Source organism: Piscinibacter sp. XHJ-5, assembly GCF_029855045.1.
Lineage (GTDB): Bacteria > Pseudomonadota > Gammaproteobacteria > Burkholderiales > Burkholderiaceae_C > Albitalea.
Genome location: NZ_CP123228.1, coordinates 3,846,261 through 3,861,830, shown reverse-complemented (window position 1 = coordinate 3,861,830; position 15,570 = coordinate 3,846,261). Strand labels below are relative to the sequence as shown.

Below are 15,570 nucleotides of genomic sequence, written 5' to 3'. Positions count from 1 at the left end.
TGGACGCGTCCTTGACACCGATTGAAACCGTCTGCACGAGCGGGCGCGCCATTTGCCCTTCCCGCTCAGTGCCCATTCGCGGGTTCGCTCGCGTTCGTCCGTGAAGACCCTTCGCCTTCAGCTTCGCTTCCTGATTCCTCTCCTGGTGACACTGGTTGTCGCGGCCTACCTCACGGTGCCCGTGATGGACCGGCTCACGCTGCGCTGGTTCGCACGCGACCTCAACATCCGGGGGGAACTCATCGCCAACACGCTCGCCGAGCCGATCATCGATGCGGTCGGCCTGCGCAACGACCGCCGCCTGCAGATGCTGATCGACCGCGCGACGCAGGACGAGCGCATGGTGGCCATCGCCCTGTGCTCGACCAGCGGCCAGGTGATCCACCGCACGGCGGGTTTCCCCAAGACGCTCACCTGCACCGAAGCGGCGCGGCTGACGCACCAGGCCGACCCGCGCCTGCGCATCGAGGGCGGGCCGGTGCACGTGGGGATGCACACGATCAGCGGCGAGAACGGCAAGGTGGCCGACCTGGTGCTGCTGCACGACCTCAGCTTCGTCGACCGGCGCAGCCAGGACACGCGCCGCTACCTCATCATCCTCATCGCCGGCCTGGGCCTCACGATGGCGCTGATCACCATGGTGGTCGCCCAGCTCAGCTGGCGCGGCTGGGTGTCCGGCGTGCGCGCCATCATGCGCGGCGAAGGCCTGCTGAGCCCCATGCTGTCCGATGTGCCCGGCGGCAACAACGTCCCGCCGCCCGAGCTGGCGCCATTCGCCGCCGACCTGCGCGCACGCTTGCGCGACCTGGAAGACGAGTACCGGCGCGCGCAGGGTCCCGACGCCGAGTGGGACCCCGACCGGCTGCGCGTGCTGCTGAAGACGCAGCTGCGCGGCGACCAGGTCATCGTCGTCTCCAACCGCGAGCCGTACATCCACGAGCGCCAGGGCGACGAGGCCGTGGTCAAGCGTCCTGCCAGCGGCCTCGTCACGGCGGTGGAGCCGGTGATGCGCGCCTGCTCGGGCACGTGGATCGCGCACGGCAGCGGCAGCGGCGACCGCATGGTGGTCGATGCGCACGATCGCGTCGGCGTGCCGCCCGGCCACGCCGAGTACACGCTGCGCCGGCTGTGGCTCACCGAGCAGGAGGAAAAGGGCTACTACTACGGCTTCGCCAACGAGGGCCTGTGGCCGCTGTGCCACGTGGCGCACGTGCGGCCGGTGTTCCGCGAGAGCGACTGGCAGGCCTATCGCGAGGTCAATCAGCGCTTTGCCGACGCGGTGGTGCAGGAGGCGCGCAGCGAGGACCCCATCGTGCTGGTGCAGGACTACCACTTCGCCCTGCTGCCCGCGATGATCCGCGCCCGTCTGCCGCGCGCGACCATCCTCACCTTCTGGCACATCCCCTGGCCGAACCCCGAGTCCTTCGGCATCTGTCCGTGGCGCCGCGAGCTGCTGCAGGGCATGCTGGGCAGCACCATCCTCGGCTTTCATACGCGCTATCACTGCAAGAACTTCATGGAAACGGTCGACCGCTACCTCGAAGCGCGCATCGAGCAGGAGCATTCGACGATCTCGTTCCAGCAGGACACCACGCTGATCGAGGCCTACCCGATTTCCATCGAGTGGCCGAACGAGGAGACGATGGCGTCGTGGCCGTCCATCGAGGACTGCCGGAGCAAGCTGTACGACCGCCTGGGGCTCGACGGCAGCTACAAGATCGCCGTCGGCGTGGACCGCTTCGACTACACCAAGGGCATCCTCGAGCGCCTGCACGCCGTCGAGCGCTTCCTCGAGAAGAACCCCGAGTGGATAGGCCGCTTCTGCTTCGTGCAGGTGGCTGCGCCGTCGCGCAGCTCGCTGGAGGAATACCGCGCGTTCCAGGACCGCATCCACCAGGTGACCGACCGCATCAACGAGCGCTTCGGCCGCGCCGGCTACCTGCCGGTGCAGCTGCTGGCCCAGCACTTCAACCACGAGCAGGTCAATGAGCTCTACCGCGCGGCCGACGTGTGCGTGGTGACCAGCCTGCACGACGGCATGAACCTCGTTTCCAAGGAATTCGTGGCGGCGCGCGACGACCTGCAGGGCGTGCTCATCCTGAGCCGCTTTGCCGGCGCGGCACGCGAGATGCCCGAGGCGCTGATCGTCAACCCGTACCACGTGGAGGAAACCGCCGACGCGCTGCTGCGTGCGATCACCATGCACCCGGCCGAGCAGCGCGAGCGCATCGCCAGCCTGCGCATGACGGTGCGCGAGTTCAATGTCTACCGCTGGGCAGGGCGCATGCTCGCCGACGCGGGACGCACGCGGCTGCGCGAGCGCATCGAGGCCCGGGTGCAGCGCCACCAGGTGACATCGGATGCGACACCTGTTCACATCTGAGGGCGAGCAGGCGCTGGAAGCGGTCATGCGGCTGTCGCCGCTCCTGGCCTTCGACTTCGACGGCACGCTGGCGCCCATCGTCGCGCGTCCCGACGAGGTGCATGTGCCGTCTGCCGTGTCGCAGGGGCTGGCGCAGCTGGCCAGGGGCCTGCCGGTGGCGGTGATCACCGGACGCAGCGTCGCCGACGTGCGCCCGCGGCTGGGCTTCCAGCCGCGCTACGTCATCGGCAACCACGGCGGCGAGGACCCCGAGGTGGGCCCGCCGTCTACTGCCAGCCAGGCGCTGGATGCGCTGCGGCACCGCATCGCCTTGCACGGCGAGTTGCTGATCGACGCCGGCGTCGAGGTCGAGGACAAGCAGTACTCGCTGGCGCTGCACTACCGGCTCGCGCCCAACGTCGGCGCCGCGCTCACCTGCATCGAGGAGCTGCTGCAGGGCATCGATCCGGCGCTCAAGCGCTTCGGCGGCAAGTGCGTCGTCAACATCGTGGGCCCGGGACTGCCGGACAAGGGCGACGCGCTGGCGTCGCTGGTGCGCCGCACGCGCTCGGGAGCGGCGGTGTTCATCGGCGACGACGTCAACGACGAGGCCGTGTTCATGCGCGCCGAGCCGCATTGGCTCACGGTGCGCATCGGCCGCGACGATCCCCTGTCGCGCGCGATGTTCTTCCTCGACAGCGACACCGAGCTGGTGAGCGTGCTGCACCGCATGCTGGCGCTGCGCGGCGACGGCGTCGCCGCAGCCAGAGGAGGCGTGCATGTCCGATGACGTCAAGGCCGTCGAGATCCCGCCGCATGGCCTGCAGGGCCTGCTGGGGGTGCCGGCGCAGGCGCGCGGCATCGTGCTCTTCGCCCACGGCAGCGGCAGCGGCCGGCTCAGCCCGCGCAATCAGCGGGTCGCGACGGCGCTTCGCCGAGCCGGCATCGCCACGCTGCTGCTGGACCTGCTCACCGAGGACGAGGAGAACGACCGCGCCAACGTGTTCGACATCGAGTTGCTCGCCCAGCGTCTGGGCGAGGCGACCGACTGGGTGCACCTCAATGCCGACACGGCCCTGCTGCCGCTCGGCTACTTCGGTGCCAGCACCGGCGCCGGCGCCGCGCTGATGGCCGCGGCGCAGCCGCGGCATCGGCCCGCGGCCATCGTGTCGCGCGGCGGCCGGCCCGACCTGGCGGGCGACGCGCTGGAAGAGGTGCGTGCCCCGACCTTGCTCATCGTCGGCTCGCACGATCCGCAGGTGCTCGAGCTCAACCGACGTGCGATGGCCCGCATGCGCAGCGAGAAGGTGCTGTCCATCGTGCCCGGCGCCACCCATCTGTTCGAGGAGCCCGGGACGCTGGACGAGGTCACCCGGCTCGCCACGGCCTGGTTCCACCAGCACCTCGGCCCCGGCTGAGGCGATCAGCGCGCGATGGCCGGGGGCGCGCGTCCCGGCTCGCGCACGGGGTCCGGCCGGTGCGGGGACGGCGGATCCTCGATGGTGGGCTCGCTCGGCTCAGGCTGCCCGGGCGGCGGCTCGGCCGGCGGCGGTGCCTCCGGTGGATTGGGCGGCAGGTCGTGCATGGCGCATGGTTTCACGAGGGGCAATCATCGGCTTGCAGCATGGTGATCCGCCGGACGCATTCAGCCGCGCGGCGGCGCGTCCAGCCGCGCGAGCTGGGCCTCGTAGGCTTCGCTGAAGGCGCGGCCGAAGATCGAGTCGAAGTCGTCCTCGATCTCGCGCAGCATTTCGGCGTGCTGCTCGCCATAGCGCTCCCACAGCCGGGCCTTGTGGTTGACCGGCACCAGGTTCTCCCAGACCCCTTTGCCGGCCAGCCGCGACTCCAGCGTCTGCGGGTTGAAGCGCGCGAGCACCGCCTCGAGCGCGGCCCGCATGCCCGCGATGACCGCCAGCTCGTGTGCACGCAAGTCGTCGAAGGCGGCGTCGACGGCGGCCAGCGGCGCGATGAAACCGCGCTGCGGCGGCCCGAGCAGCCGCGACAGCGCCGCGTCGACGTGATGCGAGAACTTGAGCGGGTTGTTCTGGCGGCTTTGCGGCAGCGTGGGATTGGCGCCCAGCTCGCGCTTGGCGATGGTGCGCGATGCCAGCAGGCTGAGCGTGCCGGCCACCGTGCTGCGCAGCAGGGCGCCCACGAGGCGCATCTGCTGCGTCGAGCCCGCTTCCGGCGGCGGGACCGTCATGCCCAGTCCGGCGTAGAGCGCTGCGACCAGCTCGTCGGCGGAGGCGGACAGAGCGGGGCGCGCGCCAGGCGCGCCGTACTCGGACGTGTCGCCGACCACCAGATCGATCTCGGCGGGCGTAGCGCGCGGCGCCTCGTCGGCATGCAGCAGGTCGTGGAAGACGCTGAGGCGCGATGCCGTGCGTGGGGGGGCCAGCAGATCGAGGGAATCGTCGGCCTTCGCGGCGGCGACGGGCCGGGTGCCGGAGCCCGCCTGCAGCACGAACGGGCCGATGCGGATCTCGGCCGCGTCGTCCAGCAGGTATTCCACGCCCGGGGCGAGCGGGACGCCGTTGAGTTCGACCAGCAGGTTGGTGCTGATGAGCCGCAGCAGGTGGCGGCCGGCGCGGGTGGCGACCTGCAGGTGCTTGCGCGAGATGCGGCGCTCGGGGTCGGGCAGCACGAGTGTGCAGTCAGCGCCGCGCCCGATGTCGCCGCCGGCGTCGCCGAACACCGCCGCGAGCGGTGCACTGGGCGCTTCGCCGGCGCGGGAAACCACTCGAATCGCGATCATCGGACGCGCTCTGGACCCTCGGAACCCGAGTGATCGATCTTACTGCCGAGGGTGCCGCACGCCCTGTCAGGCCCCACCCCCCACGCTTGCACGGTCCCCCCAAGGATGCAGGTCTCGCTCGATTGACAGTGTCAGACAGCGAGGTCTAGATTGCTCGTGGGCGCCGGTGGACACCCTCTGGCGAGGAGGCGCTGAATGATGCGTGCATTCATCCTGGCTGCGGTTCTGACGGCGCCGTGGAGCGTGCATGCCGCGGACGTGTCGGGAACGATCACCATCCTCGAGGGCGAGGCCGTGATCTATCGCGGCGCAGGGCGCGTGCATGCCGCCGAAGGCGTGCGCCTGATGCCCGGCGACATCGTGGAGACGGCCGCGTCGACCTTCACGCAGATCGAGCTGGCGGACCAGTCGGTCGCGCAATTCGGACCCGCTACACGTGCCATGTTCAACGTCAGCACCTCCAAGCAGAAGACCGACCGCTGGCTCTACCTCATGGACGGCTGGGTCAAGCTGATCGGGGCCAAGCGCGATGCCCCCGCGGCCGCCCCCGGCTTCGACCTGCGCGCCCCGCTCATCGAGATGCCTGCCAGCGCGGCTGCCGTCGTGCTGCGCAGCTCGCCTTCGGAGGTGAGCCTGTTCGTCGAGAAGGGCGAGACACGCGTGGCCGAGCGTCAGCAGGGTGCGCCGGTGGTGGTGCTGCTCAAGGCGGGCGACTTCTTCAGGCGCAAGGCCGGCACGCGCGGCTCGGTCAGCGCCAGCCCGGCGCCGGCTTTCGTCGCCGAGATGCCGAAGTTCTTTCGCGACTCGCTGCCGCTGCGCCTGGAGCGTTACCGCGATCGCCCGGTGCAGCCGAAAGACGCGCCCGATTTCGTCTATGCCGATGTGGAGCACTGGCTGAAGGCCGAGTCGTCGGTGCGCCGTCCGCTGATGCAGCGCTGGCGCGGCAAGGCACGCGAGGCGGCTTTCCGCAACTCGCTGGTGGCGAACCTGTCGGCCCATCCGGAATGGGATCCGATCCTGTTCCCGGAGAAGTACAAGCCGAAGGAGCCGCCGGCGCCGCCCAAGGCCACCGTGGTGACGGGACGCCCGCCGACTCCTGCGGCGTCCAGCGTTGCAAACTGAGGAATCCGCGATGAAGCTGCTGTTCAAGTTCAACCTCGTGTTCATCCTGATCTTCGCGCTGGGGCTCGCGGCCACCGGCCAGGTGTCGTGGACGCTGCTCGAGCGCAACGCGCGCGACGAGATCGCGCAGAACGCCCGCCTGCTGATGGACACCGCGCTGGCGGCGCGCACCTACACCTCGTCGCAGGTGAACCCGCTGCTCGAGACGCAGATGAAGTACACCTTCCTGCCGCAGTCGGTTCCGGCGTACTCGGCCACCGAGGTCTTCAACGACCTGCGCAAGAAGCACACGGAGTACGGCTACAAGGAGGCGGTGCTCAACCCCACCAATCCCCGCAACCGTGCCGTCGACTGGGAGACCGACCTCATCACGCAGTTCCGCACCAACAAGGACGCCTCCGAGCTGATGGGCGACCGCGACACGCCGAACGGCCGCTCCTTCTACATCGCGCGCCCCATCCGCATCACCAACCAGGCCTGCCTGCGCTGCCACAGCACCATCGACGCCGCTCCCAAGACGATGCTCGAGCGCTACGGCCCGGCCAACGGCTTCGGCTGGACGCTGAACGACGTGGTGGGCGCGCAGATCATCTCGGTGCCCACTCGAGTCCCGCTGGAGCGCGCCAACCAGGCCTTCACGGTGTTCATGGGATCGATCGCGGTGGTGTTCGTGGTCATCGGCCTGGTGCTCAACCTGATGCTGTGGGCGCTGGTGATCCGGCCCATCGGCAAGCTGTCGCAGTTCGCCGACCGCGTCAGCCTCGGCGAGCTGGAGATCCCGGAGTTCAAGCGCAAGTCGCGCGACGAGATCGGCGTGCTCTCGCGCTCCATCGCCCGCATGCGGACCAGCATGGTGCAGGCGATGAAGATGCTGGAAAGTTGAGATGAGCTGAATGAGCATTCCGGAGCGTCTCGGCAAATACCCGATCAGCGAGGTCATCGGCAAAGGCGCGATGGGCATCGTCTATCGCGGCTACGACCCCGTCATCAAGCGCCCGGTGGCCATCAAGACGATCCGCAAGGAACTCATCGACGACGACGACAAGAGCGAGACACTGTCCGGCCGCTTCCGCCGCGAGGCGCAAGCGGCCGGCACCTTGAATCACCCCGGGATCGTGTCGGTGTACGAGTACGGCGAAGACGCGCAGTACGCGTACATCGCGATGGAGTACGTGGAAGGCAGCAGCCTTCGCGAGTACCTGTCCAATGGCTCGCCCTTCGACGAGCACGATTCGGTCAGCGTGATGGCGCAGCTGCTCGACGCGCTCCAGTTCGCCCACGACCATGCGGTGTGGCACCGCGACATCAAGCCGGCCAACATCCTGGTGATGAGCAACGGCCGCATCAAGCTCACCGACTTCGGCATCGCGCGCATCGAGAGCGCCGACCGCACAAAGACGAACATCATCATGGGCACGCCGGGCTACATCGCGCCCGAGATGTACCTGTCGGGGCAGATCGACCACCGGGTCGACATCTTCTCGGCCGGCGTGCTGTTCTACAACCTGCTGGCGGGCCAGCCGCCGTTTCGCGGCCGCTCGGAGGCCGTGATGTACGACGTGTGCTACCACGACCCCCCGCCGCCTTCGACGATCGATCCGAACCGGCGCTGGACCAAGTACGACGCGGTCGTCGCGCGCGCGCTCGAGAAGAAGCCGGAAAACCGCTACCAGAGCGCCGCCGCCTTCCGCGCGGCCATCCTGGCCGAGTACGCCGAGCCGCTGAACAGCACGCTGTCGGACGCGACCATCGTCTCGCCCAAGCGGCCGATCGTGCCCGACGCCGGCGCGCCTTCACTGCCGAAGACGACGGCCGTCGCCGGCACCAGCACGCCGCCGCCCACCGGCTGGAGCGCGGCCGTGCTGTCGGGTGTCGAGGTGGAGCTGGCGCGCTTCCTCGGGCCGGTGGCGCGGGTGCTGGTGCGCCGGGCGGCCAAGAATCACAAGGACATCGACACGCTGACCGCGGCGCTGATCGAGTCGATCGAGCGGCAGGAGGACAAGGATGCGTTCGTGCGCGCGGTCACGGGCAAGGGCCTGACCGCGCTGCGCTCGCGCGTGCCGACCGGCAACGAGACGCCGCTGCCGGTCACGCCCACGCCGGGCCCGACACTGACGCCCGAGGAGCTGGAGCGCGCGACCAAGCTGCTGACCACCTACATCGGCCCGATCGCGCGGGTCATCGCCAAGCGCGCCGCCGCCAACGGCGCGAGCCGCCACGACTTCTTCAACCAGGTCGCGCAGAGCCTCGAGAGCGATGCGCTGCGCGAGCGCTTCCTGCGTGAAGCCGCGGTCACCCGCGGCTAGGGCCCGTTGACGCCATGGGAGGCCTCGCGTGACTCAGCAAAGCGGCGCCCGCAAGGCGCAAGGTCGTACCGGCCGTCGCAGGGGCCCGCCATGGCCGCCGATGAGCGCACGCTGATCCAGGGTCACGAGCCGACCATCCTGATGCCGGCGCCGGGCGGGCAGGCCACGGTGGCGATGAAGCGGCCGGCGCCGCCGCGCGGACCGACCACCAGCGCGGGGGTGGAGCTGCAGCGGCTGGTCGCCGGCATCAATCCGCTGCTGGCGGCCGCAGGCGTCCTGCTGGCGCTGGTGCCCCAGCTGCGCACCACCACCACGCACGCCGATCCGGACGGCCTGCGCCGCCAGCTGCTCGACTGGATCGGCGAATTCGAGGCGATGGCTGCTGCCAATGGCGTGCCGCGGCCCAAAGTGACGGCGGCGCGCTACGTGCTGTGCACCTTCATCGACGAAACCATCGCGCAGACCCCGTGGGCGGCGGGCGGCAGCTGGGCGCAGCGCAGCCTGCTGCAGGAATTCCACGAGGAGCGCTGGGGCGGCGAGAAGGCGTTCCAGCTGCTGGAGCGCCTGGGGCAGGACGCCGCACTCAACGCCGACCTGCTGGAGCTCTTCTGGGTCTGCCTGCAGCTGGGCTTCGAGGGGCGCTACCGCGGCGTGCCCAATGGCCGTGCCCAGCTCGAGGCGATCGCCGCCCGCGTGCTGGAGGTCATCCGGCCGGCCAAGGACGCCGGCTCGCCTCGCACGCTGTCGATCCACTGGCAGGGCGTCAGCACGCACGGACATCGGGACGTCTCCGTGCTGCCGCTGTGGGTCCTGCTGGCGGTCGCCGGCGGTGTCGTACTGGGCGTGCTGCTGGCGCTCAATTCGCGCCTGCGCGACCTCGCCGAGCCGGTCTTCCGCCAGGTGCATGCGGTGCCGGCGGCACTGCGGCTGGACCGAGCGGCGACCGCCGGCAAGCCGCGGCTTGCGCCGCTGTTGCAGGCCGACGCCGGACGCGGTGCGCTCGAGGTGCGCGACGAGGCGCAGCGGTCCGTGATCCGGCTGCCCGCCGATGCGCTGTTCGTGCCGGGCAGCGCCCAGGTCGAGGCCGGGCAGGTGGAGCTGCTCGCCCGTGTCGCGCGGGCCCTGAAGGAACTGCCCGGCCAGATCGCCGTCATCGGCCACACCGACGACGGCCCGGTGGGCTCGCTGCAGTTCCCGTCCCACTGGCACCTTTCGCGCGAGCGCGCGCAGGCCGTGCTCGCGGTGCTGGTGCAGCAGGGCACGCGGCCCGACCGGGTGCGCGCAGAAGGGCGCGCCGACGTCGAGCCGCTGGTGCCCAACCAGGGCGCGGCCGAACGTGCGCGCAACCGGCGCATCGAGATCGAGCTGCGCCTGCCGCGGCCGGACTGACCCGTCGACTGCCATGACGCGATCCGGCATCCCCTGGCTGCGTCCGCTGCTCGCCTTCGTCGGCGTGCTGGCGGCGTCCGCGCTGGTGTGGTTCGTCGGGCCGCTGGTGGCCGTCGCGGGCGTCGTGCCGCTCGCCGGCGAGCCGGCGCGCCGGGCCACCATCGCGGCGGTGGTGCTCGGCGCGCTGGCGCATGCGGTGTGGCGAACCGCGAGATCGGCGCGCCGCAATCGACGGCTGATGGAAGGGCTGATGCGCCGGGCCGAGAAGCCGATGCCGGGCACGCCGGGCGCCGACGAGCTGGCGGTGATCACCCAGCGCTTTGCCCAGGCGGTGGCCTTGCTGCGTCGCTCGCGCATCGGCGGCAAGCACCCCTGGCTGGCGGCGCTGACAGGCCGGCCGTTCGTCTACGAGCTGCCCTGGTACGTGATCATCGGCGCGCCGGGTGCGGGCAAGACGACCGCGCTGGTCAACTCCGGCCTGGAATTCCCGCTCGCCGATGCCGTGGGCGAAAAGGTCATCCGCGGCATCGGCGGCACGCGCAACTGCGACTGGTGGTTCGCGAGCGAGGCCGTGCTGATCGACACGGCGGGCCGCTACACCACGCACGACAGCGACCGGGTCGCCGACCGCACGGCCTGGCTGGGCTTTCTCAAGCTGCTGGCGCGCTACCGGCCGCGCCGCCCGATCAACGGCGTGCTGCTGACCATCAGCGTCAGCGACCTGCTGAGCGCCAGCCCCGAGAAGCGCGCCGCCCACGCCAACGAGCTGCGCCAGCGCATCGAGGAGCTGCGCGACCACCTCGGCATCGCCTTTCCGGTGTACGTGCTGGTCACCAAGACCGACCTGCTGGCCGGCTTCATGGAATTCTTCGCCGACTTCGACAAGGACGAGCGCGCCCAGGTGTGGGGCGTGACCTTCCCCTACCAGGCCGGAACGCAGACCGACGGCCCGCTGCTGCGCATGGCCAGCGACTTCGCCCTCCTCGAGAAGCGCCTCAACGATTGCCTGATCGACCGGCTGCACAACGAGCGCGACCGCGAGCGCCGCGCGGCGGTGTACACCTTCCCGCAGCAGTGGCGGGTGCTGCGCCAGACGCTGTTCGACTTCCTGCAGGAAATGTCCAGCGGCATGCGCGCCGAGCTGCGTCCCTTCGTGCGCGGCGTCTACTTCACCAGCGCGACGCAGGAAGGCACGCCGATGGACCGTGCGCTCGGCGGGCTGGCGCGCGCGCTGGGCCTCACCAGCCGCATCCTTCCCGCGGCACGGCCGACCGGCAAGACCTTCTTCGTGACGCGCCTGCTGCGCGACGTGGTGTTCGCCGAAGCGGGACTGGCAGGCACCAACCTGAGCTGGCGGCGGCGACGCCAGTGGCTGGCCTGGGGGGCGATGGGCGCTACCGCCTGCATGGTGCTCGCTGCCACCGCGCTGTCCTGGCGCGCCTACGCCGGCAACCGCGACTGGCTCACCGACCTGCGCGGACGGCTGCCGGCGCTCGACCGGCAGGTGGCAGCGGCGCGCGAGGCGCCCTCCACCGACCTGGTGGCGATGCTGCCGGCGCTGGACGCGCTGGCCGGCTTCGCCGCCTCCGGCGGATCGCCGGCGCAGCACCACGCGGCCCTCTCGCTGGGGCTCGACCGCAGCGAGGCGCTCGTCGCGGGGTCGCAGGACGCCTACCTGCGCACGCTGCGCGAGGCCTTCCTGCCGCGCATCGCGGCGCGCCTCGAGCAACGCATGCGTGCCGGCGCGGCGGAGCATGTCGGCCTCATCTATGAATCGCTGAAGGCCTACCTGATGCTCTTCGGCGGCCGCAACTTCGACGCGCCTGCGTTGCGCGCCTACCTGACCGCCGATTGGGAGGCGACGCTGGGGGCGGGCGTGCGGCCGGAGCAGCGCGAGGCGCTGCGCAGGCACCTCGACCGGCTGCTGGCCACCGGCGAGGTGGGCGCCCCGGCCAATGCCGACCCGCAGCTCGTGGCCGCCGTGCGCAGCCTCGTGGCCAGCGTGCCGCTGGCCGAGCGGGCGTACCGCCGCCTGAAGCAGACCGACTTCGGTGCCGAGGCCATGCCCTTCACGGTGGAATCGGCCGGCGGGGCGGGCGCCCGGCGCGTGTTCGTGCGGGCCAGCGGACAGCCGCTGAGTGCGGGCGTGCCGGCGCTGTACTCGCGGGCCGTGGGGCGCCAGTCGCTGCACGAGCGGACGCTGGACGTGCTGCGGCAGTTCGCCCGCGAGGAAGTCTGGGTGCTGGGAACGGCCAGCGGCGGCGCGGGCGATCCGGCCGCGCAGAAGGCGCTCGCCGAGCAGGTGCGCCGGCTGTACCTCGCCGACTACGCGGCGCGCTGGGGCGAATTCGTGTCCGACCTGCGGCTGGCGCCATCCTCCAACCTGGCTGCGAGCGCCGAGATGGCGAACCTGCTGGCGCGGCCCGATTCGCCGCTGGTGGCGGTGCTGCGCGCGACCGTGCGCGAAGTCTCCTTCGGCGGCGCGACCGCCTCGGCCAGCGGCACCGCAGCGGTCGAGGAGGACCCGCTCGCGCCGCGCTTCGACGACCTGAAGCGCTTCGTCGCGGGCCAGTCGGTCGAGGAGATGCAGATGCTGCTCGGCAAGCTGTCGGCGCACCTGGCGGCGGTGGAGGATGCGGTCAAGCGCAAGGCCTTGCCGCCGCCGAGCGACGCGACGCGCGAGCTGCAGGCGGCCGCGCAGCGCGCTCCGGAGCCGGTGCGCGGCATGCTCTTGCAGTTTGCCGATGCCAGCGGGGCGCAGGTGTTCGCGGCGCTGCGCGATCCGCTGGCCAGGCAGCTCGGGGCCGAGTTCGCGCCCCAGTGCGTGCGCGCGGTCGCCGGCCGGTATCCGCTGGCGCGCTCCGGCACGGACGAGATGTCGCGCGAGGACTTCGTGCGGGTCTTCGGCGCCGGCGGCCTGATCGACGGCTATTTCCAGCGGCAGCTGGCGCCCTATGTCGACACCTCGACCAGGCCCTGGACCTACCGGGCGGCCGATGCCGACGGGCGGCGCGACGCGGGCGAGTCGCTGCAGCAGTTCCAGCGCGCCCAGGCGATACGCGACGCCTTTTTCCGCGACGGCGGGCGCCAGCTCGGCATGCGGCTCGATTTCCGGCTGCTCGAGCTCGACGCCGGCGTGAGCGAGTTCGTGCTCGATGTGGACGGCCAGGTGCTGAAGTTCCGACCGGGCGCCACGGCGACGCAGACGCTGCAGTGGCCGGGCCCCGGCGGGGCAGGGCGGGTGCGCCTGCAGCTCGTGCCCAGCGGCGGAGGGGGCGGGCCCGGACATGTGTTCCAGGGTCCGTGGGCGCTGTTTCGCCTGCTCGACCGGGTGCGCGTCGACCCCGGTGCATCGCCCGAGCGGGCGCAGCTGGTGTTCGACGTCGAGGGCCGCAAGGCGCGCTTCGAGGTGCGCAGTCCGACGCCGCTGAACCCGCTGCTGCGACGCGAGCTGGAGCAGTTCCAATGTCCGACGCGGCTGTGATCGGTCTCGGCCCGCCGGGCTGGTTCGGCAAGATGCCGAGCGTCGGCGACTTCGCCTCGCGGCGCCTGCCCGACGCCTTCGTCCGCCGCTGGGACGCCTGGCTGCAGCGCGGCCTCGCGCTCGGGCGGGCCGAGCTTGGCGAGGCGTGGCTGGCTGGCTACCTGGTCGCGCCGATCCGGCGTTTCTGGATCGCGCCCGGCCTGCTCGGCCGCGGCGGCTGGGGCGGGGTGCTGATGCCCAGCGTCGATCGTGTCGGCCGGCACTTTCCGCTGACGATCGTGCAGCCGGTGCGCACGCTCGCCGCCGCGCTTGCCGCCGTCGACTGGTATCGCGAGCTCGATGCCGCCGCGCGCCGCGTGCTCGACATGGAGTTCACCATCGACGACCTCGAGGACGCGCTCGCCGCCATTCCACGGGCCGACGACGAAGCGGCCGACGAGGCAGCGAGCGAGCTCGCGCGCCGCCTGCTGAGCGGCCTCCCCGCCGGCAGAGCGAGCGTCTGGTGGTGCGACGATGCCGGCGCACAGGCGTCGTTCCAGTGTTTCGATGCCCTGCCGCCGGCGGCGGCCCTGGCGGCCATGATGGCGGGAGGCACGCTGCCGTGAGCCGCTGGATCGTGGCCCTGCTGGCGCTGCTCCTGCTCGGGGGCGCGCAGGCGGCCGAGCGCACGCGCGGCACCGCCGTCACCGAGGAGCGCATCGCGCTGGTCATCGGCAACGCCGCCTACCGGACCGATCCGCTGGACAACCCCGTCAACGACGCGAGGCTCATCGCCACCTCGCTGAAGCAATCGGGGTTCGCGGTCGCGCTGCACGAGAACCTCGACCGGCGCGCGCTGATCGAGGCGCTGCGTGACTTCGGCACCCGGCTCGGCGAGAACACCATCGCGGTCCTGTACTACGCCGGCCACGGGCTGCAGCTGCGCGATCGCAACTACCTCATACCGGTCGACGCCGAGATCCGCAGCGAGGACGAGATCCCGATCGCGGGCCTGGACCTCGGCTTCATCCTCGGGCGCATGTCGGCGGCGCGCAGCCGCATCAACATCGTCATCCTCGATGCCTGCCGCAACAACCCGTTTGCCGGCAAGAGCGGCGCCAAGGCGCAGGGCCTGGCGCAGATGGATGCGCCCATCGGCACCCTCCTGGCATACGCCACCGCACCGGGCAAGCTGGCAGCCGACGGCAGCGGCGCCAACAGCCTCTATGCGGCGCACCTTGCCAGGCACCTGCTGACGCCCGGGCTGCCGGTGGAGCACGTGTTCAAGCGCGTGCGCGAAGGCGTGGTGCGCGAGACGCGCGAGCAGCAGGTGCCCTGGGAAAGCTCTTCGCTCCAGGGCGAGTTCGCCTTCGTCCCGGGCGTGGCGGCCACGCGCGAAGCCGCAGCCGAGGTCGACGCGGCCGGCGAGCTCGCGTTCTGGAACAGCATCCAGGCATCGACGCGGGCCGACGAATATCGCGCCTACCTGCGCCAGTACCCCAACGGCCGCTTCGCGGCGCTGGCGCAGACGCGGCTGGCCGCCTTCACCGTGCCGACGCCGACGCCGCCCCCGGCGGCCACCGCGCAGGCCGGCGCGACGCGCTCCGATGCGCTGCCGCGTGTCGGCGACACCTGGCGCTACCGGGTGCAGGACCAGTTCCGCATCGGTGACCTGTTCCTCACGGCCAAGGTCGATGCAGTGACCGCCGAAGGCATCGCCGAGAGCTGGACCACCACCTCGGACGCCAAGCTGCGCACGACCCTGGTCTCGCTCGAGCCCGGCTTCCACGCGCTGCCCGGCTGGACGCTCACGCCGCCGGAGTTCTCGCCGTACCTTCTGGCCGCAGGCGGCCTGAAAGCCGGCCAGGCGATCCCGGAGCAGCCGCGGCGTGTCGAGCAGGCCGTGGTGCCGTTGCGCGGCCGCGTCGAGGGAGAAGAGGAGGTCGTGGTGGCCGCCGGCCGCTTCAAGGCGGTGAAGCTCGTGCTGCGCGGGCGCAGCACGGCGCGCGGCGGGTCGGTGTCCAGCGAGCACGTGATCTGGTACTCGCCGCAGGTCAAGCGCACCGTCAAGTACACGGTCGCCACGCACGTCGGCAACGCCTTGCGCGAATCGACGTCGTTCGAGCTCGTCGAATTCCGATTGAACCCGTGAGCGGGCAAAGAATTCTTTGAA

General features: G+C 71.1%; 12 protein-coding genes. 10 read left to right on the top strand and 2 right to left on the bottom strand.

What is annotated here, in order from left to right:
* The first annotated feature begins 100 nt into the window (after positions 1–100).
* The 3 genes from P7V53_RS18200 to P7V53_RS18190 are packed head-to-tail and all read left to right on the top strand — an operon-like array spanning position 101 to position 3,780.
* Positions 101–2,383 (top strand): trehalose-6-phosphate synthase, encoded by a 2,283-nt coding sequence (locus P7V53_RS18200; protein ID WP_280150917.1) that lies wholly within the window; start codon positions 101–103, stop codon positions 2,381–2,383.
* Positions 2,361–3,152, top strand: coding sequence for a trehalose-phosphatase (otsB, locus tag P7V53_RS18195; RefSeq protein WP_280150916.1), 792 nt, complete (start codon positions 2,361–2,363; stop codon positions 3,150–3,152). The genes P7V53_RS18200 and otsB overlap by 23 nt, the downstream gene beginning before the upstream one ends.
* Positions 3,142–3,780, top strand: coding sequence for an alpha/beta fold hydrolase (locus tag P7V53_RS18190; RefSeq protein ID WP_280150914.1), 639 nt, complete (start codon positions 3,142–3,144; stop codon positions 3,778–3,780). Before otsB ends, P7V53_RS18190 begins: the two co-directional genes overlap by 11 nt.
* A gap of 5 nt (positions 3,781–3,785) precedes the next feature.
* On the opposite strand, the gene P7V53_RS18185 is transcribed toward P7V53_RS18190, so the two are convergent.
* Positions 3,786–3,947: a hypothetical protein gene (locus P7V53_RS18185; protein ID WP_280150913.1), complete on the bottom strand. Its 162-nt coding sequence runs from the start codon at positions 3,945–3,947 to the stop codon at positions 3,786–3,788.
* Positions 3,948–4,007: 60 nt separating this feature from the next.
* Positions 4,008–5,117 carry a type VI secretion system-associated FHA domain protein TagH gene (gene tagH / locus P7V53_RS18180; RefSeq protein WP_280150912.1) on the bottom strand — a complete coding sequence of 370 codons (1,110 nt, stop codon included), beginning with the start codon at positions 5,115–5,117 and terminating at the stop codon, positions 4,008–4,010.
* Positions 5,118–5,312: 195 nt separating this feature from the next.
* Between tagH and P7V53_RS18175 the strand changes: the two genes are divergently transcribed.
* The 7 genes from P7V53_RS18175 to P7V53_RS18145 all read left to right on the top strand — a co-directional run bounded on the left by P7V53_RS18175 (position 5,313) and on the right by P7V53_RS18145 (position 15,549).
* Positions 5,313–6,239, top strand: a complete 927-nt coding sequence (locus P7V53_RS18175; protein WP_280150911.1) for a FecR domain-containing protein — start codon at positions 5,313–5,315, stop codon at positions 6,237–6,239.
* A gap of 10 nt (positions 6,240–6,249) precedes the next feature.
* A complete protein-coding gene (locus P7V53_RS18170; protein ID WP_280150909.1) occupies positions 6,250–7,122 on the top strand; it encodes a DUF3365 domain-containing protein in 873 nt (290 codons plus the stop codon).
* A gap of 10 nt (positions 7,123–7,132) precedes the next feature.
* On the top strand, positions 7,133–8,545 hold the full coding sequence (locus tag P7V53_RS18165) for a serine/threonine-protein kinase (protein WP_280150908.1): 1,413 nt from the start codon (positions 7,133–7,135) through the stop codon (positions 8,543–8,545).
* A gap of 90 nt (positions 8,546–8,635) precedes the next feature.
* Positions 8,636–9,934, top strand: coding sequence for a type VI secretion system protein TssL, long form (gene tssL, locus P7V53_RS18160; RefSeq protein WP_280150907.1), 1,299 nt, complete (start codon positions 8,636–8,638; stop codon positions 9,932–9,934).
* A gap of 13 nt (positions 9,935–9,947) precedes the next feature.
* The gene (tssM, locus tag P7V53_RS18155; protein WP_280150906.1) at positions 9,948–13,418 is read left to right on the top strand and encodes a type VI secretion system membrane subunit TssM; all 3,471 of its coding nucleotides are present in this window, start codon (positions 9,948–9,950) and stop codon (positions 13,416–13,418) included.
* The gene (gene tagF, locus P7V53_RS18150) at positions 13,400–14,023 is read left to right on the top strand and encodes a type VI secretion system-associated protein TagF (RefSeq protein WP_280150904.1); all 624 of its coding nucleotides are present in this window, start codon (positions 13,400–13,402) and stop codon (positions 14,021–14,023) included. Before tssM ends, tagF begins: the two co-directional genes overlap by 19 nt.
* Complete coding sequence (locus tag P7V53_RS18145) at positions 14,020–15,549, top strand: caspase family protein (protein WP_280150903.1); 1,530 nt, start codon at positions 14,020–14,022, stop codon at positions 15,547–15,549. Before tagF ends, P7V53_RS18145 begins: the two co-directional genes overlap by 4 nt.
* Positions 15,550–15,570: the final 21 nt, after the last annotated feature.

What these genes read in the sequence shown, in the direction of transcription:
- P7V53_RS18175 (WP_280150911.1), top strand. Translation starts at nt 5,313, where the DNA reads ATGATGCGTGCATTCATCCTGGCTGCGGTTCTGACGGCGCCGTGGAGC.
- P7V53_RS18185 (WP_280150913.1), bottom strand. Translation starts at nt 3,947, where the DNA reads ATGCACGACCTGCCGCCCAATCCACCGGAGGCACCGCCGCCGGCCGAG.
- P7V53_RS18190 (WP_280150914.1), top strand. Translation starts at nt 3,142, where the DNA reads ATGTCCGATGACGTCAAGGCCGTCGAGATCCCGCCGCATGGCCTGCAG.
- tssL (WP_280150907.1), top strand. Translation starts at nt 8,636, where the DNA reads ATGGCCGCCGATGAGCGCACGCTGATCCAGGGTCACGAGCCGACCATC.
- P7V53_RS18170 (WP_280150909.1), top strand. Translation starts at nt 6,250, where the DNA reads ATGAAGCTGCTGTTCAAGTTCAACCTCGTGTTCATCCTGATCTTCGCG.
- P7V53_RS18165 (WP_280150908.1), top strand. Translation starts at nt 7,133, where the DNA reads ATGAGCATTCCGGAGCGTCTCGGCAAATACCCGATCAGCGAGGTCATC.
- tagH (WP_280150912.1), bottom strand. Translation starts at nt 5,117, where the DNA reads ATGATCGCGATTCGAGTGGTTTCCCGCGCCGGCGAAGCGCCCAGTGCA.
- tssM (WP_280150906.1), top strand. Translation starts at nt 9,948, where the DNA reads ATGACGCGATCCGGCATCCCCTGGCTGCGTCCGCTGCTCGCCTTCGTC.
- tagF (WP_280150904.1), top strand. Translation starts at nt 13,400, where the DNA reads ATGTCCGACGCGGCTGTGATCGGTCTCGGCCCGCCGGGCTGGTTCGGC.
- otsB (WP_280150916.1), top strand. Translation starts at nt 2,361, where the DNA reads ATGCGACACCTGTTCACATCTGAGGGCGAGCAGGCGCTGGAAGCGGTC.